Raw genomic sequence first — 9359 nt, 5'->3', positions numbered from 1 at the left:
CGGGTCCACGGGGCGGGCTCCGGTGCGTGTCAGGCGGAAAGGCAGGGAAGGGAGAAGGCCACCTGGGCTCCGGCGCCGGGCGCCGAGTCCACCACGATGGAACCCCCGAGCTTCATGGCCCGCTCACGCATGTTGAGCAGGCCGTAGTGTCCGCGCGGCGTGCGGCCCGGGTCGAAGCCCTTGCCGTTGTCGCGGACCACCAGGTGCACGCCCTCCGCGCTGAAGTCCAGGCGCACCTGGACCTCCTTCGCCTCGGCGTGCTTCGCGGCGTTGGACAGACATTCCTGGAGGATGCGGAACAGCGCCAGCTGCGCGTCCGGAGGCAGCTTGCGCGTCAGGCCTGTGCGCTCGAAGCGGATGTCCTGCCCGGTGCGGTCGCGGAAGGTCTTGATGTAGTCCTCCAGGCCCTGCGCCAGCTCGAAGTCGTCGCGCATCATCCGCAGGTTGCGGCGCAGCTCTTCAATCGACTCCTCCGCGGTGGCCTTCATCTCGCGGATCTCCGTGCGCAGCCCGTCCTCGCGCGCGAGGTTCAGGATGTACTCCGCCTGGATGATCATCGAGGACAGGGACGCGCCCAGGCCGTCATGGATTTCGCGCGCCAGCCGGTTGCGCTCCTCCACCACCGCCAGCTCCTTCAGGTCGCCCTGCAGGGACACCACCTCGCGGTGCGCGGTGGCCTCGCGCTCGTTCAGATACACGAGCACGTAGACGATGATGAAGTTGAGCCCCAGGTACCAGAGCAGCGTGAGCAGCTCCACCGCCGTCACGGAGCGGTTGAGCAGCAGATCCAACCGCGTGGTGATGGGCAGCGCCAGCAGCGGCGGCAGGATGGCCAGCGGCTTGGGGAAGAGGATGGCGAAGAGCGTGGTGAAGAGCAGCTGCGTCGCCAGCAGTGGACTCTGAAGGCCACCGCCCACCTGCGGCCGGGCGATGAGCACCACGGTGATCAGCAGGTCGCAGCACAGCGACAGGTAAGTCACCCACCGGCCCGCCTTCGGGTGGTCGATGACGAGCAGGTTCGCGACGCTGTAGAGGAGCATCGCGAAGTAGCCCAGGAACGAGATGGGCCCGTTGAAGCCGAAGTAGCCGCTCCACGCGGGCACCGCGAGGATGAGCAGGCCCAACGTGAGGAACATCATCCGCGCGTAGAACAGCGCGCGGGCCCGGGCGACGAAGCGGTCCTGCTCCCAGGAGGCAGCCGCCTGCTCCGCGGACACGTTGTCCGTGAGGTTGCGGCGCTCCAGCACGGCGCGGACGCGGGCCTTCAGGTCATGGGCCGGATGGTCGTCGCCGGGTCGGAGGTCGCTGTCCATTCGAGCGGCAGCTTACGGGACCTTCCCGGGGAGCGGAATTCCCGGCAAGCCGCCAGGTCAGCATCCTGGCGGGTGCGGAAGGGGAACGCGCTACTTGGGGGCGCCTTCGTCCACGCACGCCTTCTTGGCCTCCGGCTGGCGGGAGAGGACGAAGTCCAGGCGGTCCTTCGTCTCTCCGGTGCGCTCGTCGAACAGGGGCGTGCCGCCCGCGTACATGGTGCCCTTCTGGCTGCCGTACTTGTCCAGGTTGTGGGTCTTGAGCCAGCCGTCCACGCAGGCCTCCAGGGCCAGGCGGTCGCTGGCGCCCGAGTCATAGGTCACGGCGCTCGCGTCCTTCGTGCCAGCCTCGGCGGTGGCCTCCGGGGGAGCGGCCTCGCGGCCCGACTGGAGCTCCTCCTTGACGGTGCCGGTCTGCGTGGCCGCGTCCGGGCTCTCGCCGGTGTTCTTGTGGCAGCCGACAGCCAGGGACAGCAGGGTGGAAAACACGAGCGCGCCGGTCAGGTTTTTCATATGTCCTGGCTGGTGAGGGCCGCTTGTGACGGCGGCGGGTAGGGAAGGCTTCGGGAGCGTCCTGAAGTCAGGACGTGGAGTCGCCGCACCATATTCGTTCGTTCCTCACGGAGCACCAGTCCCATGCACGGTTCGCCGGATACCGACCATCACGCACGCATTCCCCACGCCACCCGCATCGAGCGCGCGCGGGTGCTGGTCGTGGGAGCGGGCGGCCTGGGCTGTCCGGCGTCGCTCGCGCTGGCGCAGGGCGGTGTGGGCCACCTGACGTTGGTGGATCCGGACCGGGTGGACGTGACGAACCTCCCCCGGCAGCTCTGGCACCGCACCCAGGACGTGGGCCGCTTCAAGGCGGAGTCCGCCGCCGCCGGCCTCCTGCGCGCCTTCCCTGGCTTGAGCGTGGAGGCCCTGCCGGAGCGGCTGGACGCGGGCAACGCCGAAGCGCTCTTCCGCGAGCACGACCTGGTGGTGGACGCCACCGACGGCGTCGCCACCAAGTTCTTCCTGTCGGACGTGGCGGTGCTCACCGGCGTGCCGCTCGTATACGGCGGCGTGCTGCGCATGAACGGCCAGGCCTTGCGAATCGACCCCGGCGGCCCGTGCCTGCGGTGCCTCTATGAGGACGTGCCGCCCCCGGACGCGGTGCCCACTTGCGCGCAGGCGGGTGTGCTGGGCGCGATGGCGGGGCTCATCGGCGCGGTGCAGGCGCTGCTCGCGCTGGAGCTGCTGGCAGGCGCGGCCACGGGCCCCCGCGGTCAGGCCACGCTGCACGTGCTCGACGGCGAGACGCTGGAGGGGCGCACGGTGAAGGTGACGCGCGCGCCCGACTGCCCGGGGTGCGCCATCCAGACGCTGCCCCCGTTCCCTTCATCCCAGGAGGACACCGCATGCCCGACGTGACGGCGACGTTGGACATCACCCGCGAGGTGTGTCCGATGACCTACGTGCGCACCAAGCTGAAGCTGGAGTCGCTGCCTCCGGATACGCTGCTGGAGGTGCTGCTCAAGGGCGACGAGCCCTTGAAGAACGTGCCCCGCAGCGCGAAGGACGAGGGCCACGACGTGGTGTCCCTGGATCCACGTGGGGACGGCACGCACCGGTTGATCATCCGCAAGCGGGGGAAATGAGCCAATGGCCACGATTCGCATTCCGACACCCATGAGGACGCTGACGGGCAACCAGTCCGAGGTCCTGGCCACCGGCTCCACCGTGGGCGACGTGCTGCGCGACCTGGACGCGCGCTATCCCGGCATGGGCGCGCGCCTCTTCGACGACAAGGGTGCCGTGCGCCGGTACGTGAACGTCTTCCTCAACGACGAGGACGTGCGCGCGCTCAAGGCCCTGGACACGCCCGTGAAGGACGCGGACCGGATCACCCTCATCCCCGCGATGGCGGGGGGCTGAAGGGGCCGTCATGGCGCTGCGCGAGGATCAGATTCTCCGCTACTCCCGGCAGATCCTCCTGAGGGACGTAGGTGGGCGCGGGCAGGAGGCCCTGCTGGCCGGCGGCGCGCGCGTGGACGGGCTGGGCGCTTCCGGCCTCACGGCCACGGCGTACCTGGCGGGCGGCGGTACTCCCGTGACGGGCGTGGGATCGCTGACCATGGGGCCCTGGTCGCCGGGGTTCCTCGCGTCCGCGCATGACGTGGGCCAGCCCGTGGCGGAGGTGCTGGCGCGCGTGGTGCCAGAGGTGAACCCGGACGCGGTGGGCACTCCCGGCGGCGGGCTGCTCGCGGAACTGCCAGCGGCCTGGAGCGGAGAGGCCCCCTGGGTCGCGCTGGGGGGCGACGGCGCGCGTGGCGCGGTGGTGTTCCGGGGCGCGGACGGGTGCGTCTGGTGCTTCGGTGAAACGGTGCGCCACCTGGGCACGCCACCGGATGGAGCCATGGGCGTGGCCCTGGGCGCCCTGGGCGCGCTCGTCTTCCAGCGGCTGCGGTTGGGACTGGGCCCGTCGCTGGGCGGCCGGTGGTTGAGCGCTCCGGGCTCGATGACGGACCTGGGACTCCGCCGGTGCTCGCGCTGCGCCGCGGCGGAAGCGAAGCCCTGATCCAGCACGCCCCGCCGGAAGTCCTCGCCACGATGATCCGCCACCTGGAGGCCGCGTGGCCCCAGGAAGGCTGCGGCGTGATCCTCCGGAGCGGGGCGGGGGAGGGTGACTCCTGGCGGGTCGTCCCGCTGCCCAACACCTCTCCCACGCCGCACGTCGCCTACGCCTTCGCCCCAGAGGTGTGGCTCCAGGTGTGCCTGGACGCGGACGCGCGACAGGAGGCGGCGGTCTGCGTCTTCCACTCGCACGTGGACGCGCCCGCCGTGTTCTCCTCCGAGGACCGACGCCAGGCCGCTCCCTCGGGAATCCCACTGCTGCCCCAGGTGTCCTACGTCGTGGTTGCCATACGCGGAGGCCGTGCCGCCTCCGCCTCCCGGTCTATTTGGAGCGCGGGCGATTTTCAGACTGTTCCGCTTGCATTGGCGGATTTCAGGTTTGAAAAAACCGTGTAAGGGCGGGAACTTGCCCTGCAACCGACCCCACCTGCGGAAAGGTGGGTCCGAATTGTCAAGTGACTGGGTTTTCGTCTATAAAGCGGTGGTCTATTGGATCTGCCGCGTCCCACGCCGCGTGCAAGAAGCGCTCCGGACGCAGGGAGTTAGAACCCTTATGGCCACCAACAACGGATTCACCCTCTGGCTCACCGGCATGTCCGGAACTGGGAAGACCACGACGGCCGCCTACATCGCGGCCCGGCTCCGCCAGGTCGGACGTAACGTGGAGGTCCTCGACGAGGGCGAACTCCATAACGACCTGTGGGCTGGCATCGGCGACACCAAGGACGAGCGCAACATGATCGTGCGCCGCCTGGGCTTCGTCGCCGGCCTCATGGCCCGCAACGGCGTGGCGGTGCTCGTCCCCTGCGTGAGCCCCTACAAGTCGAGCCGCGAGGAAGTGCGCCGCGCGGTGGGCAAGTACGTGGAGGTCTACGTCGACTGCCCCACGGAGAAGCTCATCGAGCGTGACTCCACCGGCAAGTACAAGAAGGCGCTCAACGGGGAGATCCCCAACTTCATCGGCATCACGGAGCCGTACGAGCCGCCCACCTCACCCGAGGTGACCATCTACTCCGACTCGGAGTCGGTGGAGGACGGTGGGACGAAGATCTTCCAGGCGCTGCTGGACCTGGGCCTGATGTCCACGGACGAGCTGAAGACCATCACCGGCAAGAAGATGAAGGCCAACCCGCTGCCGCCGAAGAAGGCCCGCCGCGACGAAGAGGACCCGCCGGTCCGCGTCGCCGCCGTGAAGGCCGCCAAGGCCCCCAAGGCGGACAAGGGTTCCAAGGGCGCCAAGGCGCGTCCGGCCACCCGCGCCGCCCGCGTGGGCAAGCCGGCCCCGGCCGCGAAGAAGAAGGCCGCCAAGGGCAAGGCCCGGTAGTCCCCACCGCCGTCCTGACTGTCGAAGGGCTCCAGGTTGCCCGCGCGATGCGCGTGCAATCCGGGGCCCTTCCGTTTTAGGAGTCCCCCATGCTGAGCCCCGAGCGGATTGAAGCCCTCTGTGAAGCGTCCCGCCCCAAGCTGGAGGCGATGCGCGAAGCCCTGCGCGCCCACGGCAGCGCGCTGGTGGCGTTCTCCGGCGGCGTGGACTCCACCTTCGTCCTCGCGATCGCGGCGGAGGTGCTAGGCGAGCGCGCCCTGGCGCTCACCGCGCTGTCCGCCTCCGTCGCCCCGGAGGAGGAGCGCGAGGCCCGCGAGCTGGCGGACCGCCTGGGCGCCCGGCACGTCGTCGTCTCCAGCAACGAGCTGGCGAACCCCAACTACGCCGCCAACCCCACCAACCGCTGCTACTTCTGCAAGACGGAGCTGTACGACCTCTGCGAGGCGAAGCGCGCGGAGCTGGGGCTGTCCGTGGTGCTGGACGGCTTCAACGCGGACGACTTCAAGGATCACCGGCCCGGCCACAAGGCCGCGAAGGAGCACCGGGTGGTGTCCCCCCTGGCGCAGGCCGGGCTCACCAAGGATGAGATCCGCGCGTGGAGCCGCAAGCTGGGGCTGCCCACCTGGGACAAGCCGCAGATGGCGTGCCTGGCGTCGCGCATCCCCTACGGCACCTCCGTGACGCGCGACCGGCTCCTGCAGATCGCCGCCGCGGAGTCGGAGCTGCGCGCGCTGGACTTCAAGCAGTTCCGCGTCCGCTACCACCAGGACGTGGCGCGCATCGAGCTGGCCAGCGAGGAGTACCCCCGCTTCTTCGAGGCTGGCATCCGCGAGCGGATCAACGGCGCCTTCAAGTCCCTGGGCTTCAAGTTCGTGGCTCTGGATCTGGAGCCCTTCCGCTCCGGCCGCCTCAACGAGGCCGCCGGCATCGCCCCCGCGGCCGGGGCAGGGCAGGGGAAGTCCGAGGGCTTCAAGCTCCCGGTGGTGGGGTGAAGGGTCTCCCCTCGGGTTTCCTGATCGCGCTGGGCCTGGTGGTGGCCACCCCCGCCGCCGCCGTGGAGTACCTGGATGATGGGCCGTACGCGCGCCGGCGCTCGCTGATCCTCACGGTGGGGCCCGGGGCCACGTACTCCGAACGGATCAGCGGGGACTCCGCCGTGTCCGGACTCGCCGGGCACCTGGATCTGGGGGCCGCGATCACCGTGGGCTACGGAGGGGACGAGGTGTTCCTCCTCGCGCGCGGCAGCACCGGCCGCCCGGGGGAGGATCTGGCGCTGATCACCGGCTACCGCAGCGTCTTCGGATCCGAGTCGTGGCGGACCTTCTTCGACCTGGGCGTTTCCGTGCGTCCGATTTCTGGGCCGTGGCTGGGGCCTCGCATAGGGTTCGGCGCCAGACACACCCTCTCGGATCATTTCGCGCTGTACGGCGGGCTCGGCTTCACGTTCGGGTTCGGCTCCGGACTGCGCGCGGACACCGAGCTCTTCACCGGGTTGCAGTGGATCATCCCGGTGGGTTCAGCCTCGTAGGTTGTTTTCTTGAGGTTGTCCGACATTGTGAGAGGGTGTGTGCATCTGTCGGAGGTTGCGCACTTGGACATGAATCCCCGCCTCACCTCGGTCGTGTTTCGTCTCAACCGCGAGAAGTTGGATGCCCTGAAGGAGCTGTCGCGCACCACGCGCATCCGTCAGAGCGAGTACCTCCGGGAGGCCATCTCGGATCTGCTGGCGAAGTACGAAGCGCGCTTCGTGGACTGAAGCGCCACGTCAGCCCGGCGGCGCTCCCGTGAAGGGTGGCGCGTCGGGCAGACCGGGCGGGTGGAGGCGCTCGCCGGGCCCGAAAGGGTCCACCGCGGAAGGATAGCGGACCTCCCACAACACCAGCCCATGCGCCGGGGCCTTGAAGCCGGGCAGGGCGGTTCCCGAATCCAGCGCCGCGTGCCACTGCTCCTCGGACAGGAGCCCCGCGGCCACCTTCAGCGCGCTGCCCACCAGGTACCGCACCTGGTAGCGCGCGAAGCCGTCTCCTTCCAGCCGCGCCTCGAAGAGCCCACCGCCCAGCTCCCGCAGGGTGGCGGACTGAAGCGTGCGCGGCTTCTGGGGACTGGAGCGCTCGTGGAACGCGGTGAAGTCCCGCGTGCCCACGGCGCGGGCGAGCAGTCCCTCCAGCTTCTCCGGCGTCACCCGGTGGCCTGCCTGGAGGGTGACATCCGCCGCCACGTCCAGCGCGTACGGCCTCCAGGCTTCCGGGGGCGGAGTGCCCAGCGTCAGGTGGTAGCGGTACTCCTTGCCGCTCGCGCTCCATTGCGCGTGAAAGGCGCCCGGCGGCCGCTTCGCGATGCACAGCCCCACGTCCGGGGACAGGTGCGGCGCCAGCCGCGCGGGCAGCGAATCCAGGGGGACATCCTCATTGAGGCGCAGGCTGATGACCTGCATCCGCGCGTGTACGCCCCGGTCGGTGCGCCCGGACGGCATCACCGTGGCCGGTGAGCCTGCCTGCTCCAGGGCGTTTTCGAGCGCGTCCTGGACCGTGGGACCTTCCACCTGGCGCTGGAAGCCGCGGAAGTTTCCGCCGCGATACCAAGTCCACAGTACGGCGGGAATTCGTCTGAGAGAGGTCCTTGCCACGGCGTTGCGGTGTCGATGGGAGAAACACGATACTCCCGCGCGAATGCTGGCCGCTCAAGAACTCGCGATGGACAGTGATGGGCAGTGGCTTTTCCGACAGGGCGACCTGGTGCTGGGGCCCATCACCGCGTCCCAGGTGGTGGAGAAGCTCTACACGGGGGAGCTGACCCCGGACAGCCAGGTGGCTCCGGCCGGAGAGCGGGAGTTCCGCAACCTCCGGGACACCGCCACCTTCCAGGTGCACATCGCGCGCTTCGAGGCGCAGGGCCGCGTCGCCCAGACGATGCTCGTCGAGCAGGCCCGCAACCAGAAGCGGGTGAAGGTGCTGGCCGGCGTCGCCGCGGGCGTGGCGCTCCTGCTGGGCGTCACCGGCTGGTACCTGGCGCGCAACGCCGCCGTGTATGGCCTGTTCGGCGCGACCGAGGAGGGCGATGGCATCACCATGGACCCGCCCACCATCCGCCTGGCCCAGGCGCGCGGGGATGACGAAGACCTCTTCGCCTATCCGTCCAACGACCCGCGCCGCCCGGATCGCCCCGCGGGGCAGGGCAGCACCCCCGCCAAGCCCGCGGGAACTGGCGCGGTGGCCAGCGCCGCCGTCGCCGGCAACCGGCCGCCGCCTCGCACGGGCAGCGTCTCCACGGATCCGGACGGCCTGGAGATGGCCCAGCAGTTCGACCAGGGCGCCATCAACCGCGTCGTCGCGGGCAACCAGTCCAAGCTCTTCCGCTGCTTCAAGGAAGAGGCCGAGCGCACGCCCGGTCTGGCCGCGAAGATCCCCATGGAGTTCGTCATCGGGAACGACGGGCGCGTGAACAAGCTCTGGGTGGACAACCCCCAGTTCAAGCAGGGCCCACTCTTCGAGTGCCTCTTCGCCGAGCTGAAGAAGTGGCCCTTCAAGGCCTACGACGGCGAGCGCGCCACCGTGGGGCTCTCGTTCAATATCGGCAAGCGGGGGTAGGGCGACTTTCTTGCCCACCCTCCGGACGTGCCCGATACAACAGGCATGTCCGCCTCTGTCGCCGAAGTCGAAATTGCCAAGAAGGCCATGAGCGTCCCCCCGGGGACGTTCCGCCACACCGTCCTGCTCGCCGCCAAGCGCTTCAAGTCCACCTGGGCGGAGCTGGGCAAGCTGCTCGTCCAGGTCCGGGACGAAGCGAAGTACGAGGAGTGGGGCCACGCCTCCTTCGAGGCCTACTGCCTCAAGGAGCTGCACATCAAGAAGCAGACGGCGCTCAAGCTCACGCGCTCGTTCAGCTTCCTGGCCAAGCACGAGGCCCCGGAAGAGCTCCAGCAGCACGAGTTCCCGGAGAAGGCCCCCGCCTTCGAGGTGGTGGAAGTCCTGGCCGACGCGGAAGAGCGGGGCCAGCTGTCCCCCACGGAATACAAGTCGCTGCGCGACAGCATCTGGAGCCCGGAGAAGTCCCCCACGGAGCTCAAGAAGGAATTCGCCGAGCGCTTCCCCCGGCCCCCGCCCGAGCCC

General features: G+C 69.6%; 14 protein-coding genes. 11 read left to right on the top strand and 3 right to left on the bottom strand.

The features are described from left to right. Positions 1-29: 29 nt before the first annotated feature. A complete protein-coding gene (locus D7V77_RS37595; RefSeq protein WP_120581056.1) occupies positions 30-1313 on the bottom strand; it encodes a sensor histidine kinase in 1284 nt (427 codons plus the stop codon). A gap of 90 nt (positions 1314-1403) precedes the next feature. Next, entirely contained in the window at positions 1404-1823 is a 420-nt protein-coding gene (locus D7V77_RS37590; protein ID WP_120581055.1) for a hypothetical protein, read from the bottom strand. A gap of 123 nt (positions 1824-1946) precedes the next feature. Between D7V77_RS37590 and D7V77_RS37585 the strand changes: the two genes are divergently transcribed. From D7V77_RS37585 to D7V77_RS37545, 9 genes are all read left to right on the top strand, one after another. Further along, on the top strand, positions 1947-2723 hold the full coding sequence (locus D7V77_RS37585) for a HesA/MoeB/ThiF family protein (protein ID WP_120581054.1): 777 nt from the start codon (positions 1947-1949) through the stop codon (positions 2721-2723). Beyond that, positions 2711-2950, top strand: a complete 240-nt coding sequence (locus D7V77_RS37580) for a sulfurtransferase TusA family protein (RefSeq protein WP_014396694.1) — start codon at positions 2711-2713, stop codon at positions 2948-2950. Before D7V77_RS37585 ends, D7V77_RS37580 begins: the two co-directional genes overlap by 13 nt. Positions 2951-2954: 4 nt before the next feature. Beyond that, positions 2955-3227 carry a ubiquitin-like small modifier protein 1 gene (locus tag D7V77_RS37575; RefSeq protein WP_120581053.1) on the top strand — a complete coding sequence of 91 codons (273 nt, stop codon included), beginning with the start codon at positions 2955-2957 and terminating at the stop codon, positions 3225-3227. Positions 3228-3237: 10 nt separating this feature from the next. After that, complete coding sequence (locus D7V77_RS37570; RefSeq protein WP_120581052.1) at positions 3238-3870, top strand: ThiF family adenylyltransferase; 633 nt, start codon at positions 3238-3240, stop codon at positions 3868-3870. Further along, on the top strand, positions 3834-4322 hold the full coding sequence (locus D7V77_RS37565) for a Mov34/MPN/PAD-1 family protein (RefSeq protein WP_120581051.1): 489 nt from the start codon (positions 3834-3836) through the stop codon (positions 4320-4322). The genes D7V77_RS37570 and D7V77_RS37565 overlap by 37 nt, the downstream gene beginning before the upstream one ends. Positions 4323-4479: 157 nt before the next feature. Further along, positions 4480-5250, top strand: a complete 771-nt coding sequence (gene cysC, locus D7V77_RS37560) for an adenylyl-sulfate kinase (protein WP_120581050.1) — start codon at positions 4480-4482, stop codon at positions 5248-5250. An 89-nt stretch (positions 5251-5339) separates the two neighbouring features. Further along, positions 5340-6242 (top strand): ATP-dependent sacrificial sulfur transferase LarE, encoded by a 903-nt coding sequence (gene larE, locus D7V77_RS37555; RefSeq protein ID WP_120581049.1) that lies wholly within the window; start codon positions 5340-5342, stop codon positions 6240-6242. Beyond that, positions 6239-6778, top strand: a complete 540-nt coding sequence (locus D7V77_RS37550) for a hypothetical protein (RefSeq protein ID WP_233597475.1) — start codon at positions 6239-6241, stop codon at positions 6776-6778. The genes larE and D7V77_RS37550 overlap by 4 nt, the downstream gene beginning before the upstream one ends. A 63-nt stretch (positions 6779-6841) precedes the next feature. After that, positions 6842-7006, top strand: coding sequence for a ribbon-helix-helix domain-containing protein (locus D7V77_RS37545; RefSeq protein ID WP_014396701.1), 165 nt, complete (start codon positions 6842-6844; stop codon positions 7004-7006). Between the two features lie 9 nt (positions 7007-7015). Here the strand turns inward: D7V77_RS37545 and D7V77_RS37540 are convergent, their stop codons facing one another. Beyond that, positions 7016-7876 carry a tRNA pseudouridine(38-40) synthase TruA gene (locus D7V77_RS37540; protein WP_120581048.1) on the bottom strand — a complete coding sequence of 287 codons (861 nt, stop codon included), beginning with the start codon at positions 7874-7876 and terminating at the stop codon, positions 7016-7018. 43 nt (positions 7877-7919) lie between these two features. Here D7V77_RS37540 and D7V77_RS37535 point away from each other — a divergent pair, with 43 nt between their 5' ends. Then, positions 7920-8837, top strand: a complete 918-nt coding sequence (locus tag D7V77_RS37535) for an AgmX/PglI C-terminal domain-containing protein (RefSeq protein ID WP_120581047.1) — start codon at positions 7920-7922, stop codon at positions 8835-8837. Positions 8838-8864: 27 nt separating this feature from the next. Continuing rightward, a partial coding sequence (locus D7V77_RS37530; protein ID WP_199733961.1) for a hypothetical protein occupies positions 8865-9359 on the top strand: 495 nt, incomplete at its 3' end.

Origin of the sequence: Corallococcus sp. CA041A, assembly GCF_003612075.1 — a bacterium.
Lineage (GTDB): Bacteria > Myxococcota > Myxococcia > Myxococcales > Myxococcaceae > Corallococcus > Corallococcus exiguus.
Note: the sequence above shows the minus strand (reverse complement) of the source record. Positions and strands in the feature narration are given on the sequence as shown.

Bases quoted from the DNA above. Each gene is read 5' to 3' on its own strand.
- D7V77_RS37580 (WP_014396694.1), top strand. From the start codon at position 2,711: ATGCCCGACGTGACGGCGACGTTGGACATCACCCGCGAGGTGTGTCCG.
- larE (WP_120581049.1), top strand. From the start codon at position 5,340: ATGCTGAGCCCCGAGCGGATTGAAGCCCTCTGTGAAGCGTCCCGCCCC.
- D7V77_RS37585 (WP_120581054.1), top strand. From the start codon at position 1,947: ATGCACGGTTCGCCGGATACCGACCATCACGCACGCATTCCCCACGCC.
- D7V77_RS37570 (WP_120581052.1), top strand. From the start codon at position 3,238: ATGGCGCTGCGCGAGGATCAGATTCTCCGCTACTCCCGGCAGATCCTC.
- D7V77_RS37595 (WP_120581056.1), bottom strand. From the start codon at position 1,313: ATGGACAGCGACCTCCGACCCGGCGACGACCATCCGGCCCATGACCTG.
- D7V77_RS37590 (WP_120581055.1), bottom strand. From the start codon at position 1,823: ATGAAAAACCTGACCGGCGCGCTCGTGTTTTCCACCCTGCTGTCCCTG.
- cysC (WP_120581050.1), top strand. From the start codon at position 4,480: ATGGCCACCAACAACGGATTCACCCTCTGGCTCACCGGCATGTCCGGA.
- D7V77_RS37575 (WP_120581053.1), top strand. From the start codon at position 2,955: ATGGCCACGATTCGCATTCCGACACCCATGAGGACGCTGACGGGCAAC.
- D7V77_RS37535 (WP_120581047.1), top strand. From the start codon at position 7,920: ATGCTGGCCGCTCAAGAACTCGCGATGGACAGTGATGGGCAGTGGCTT.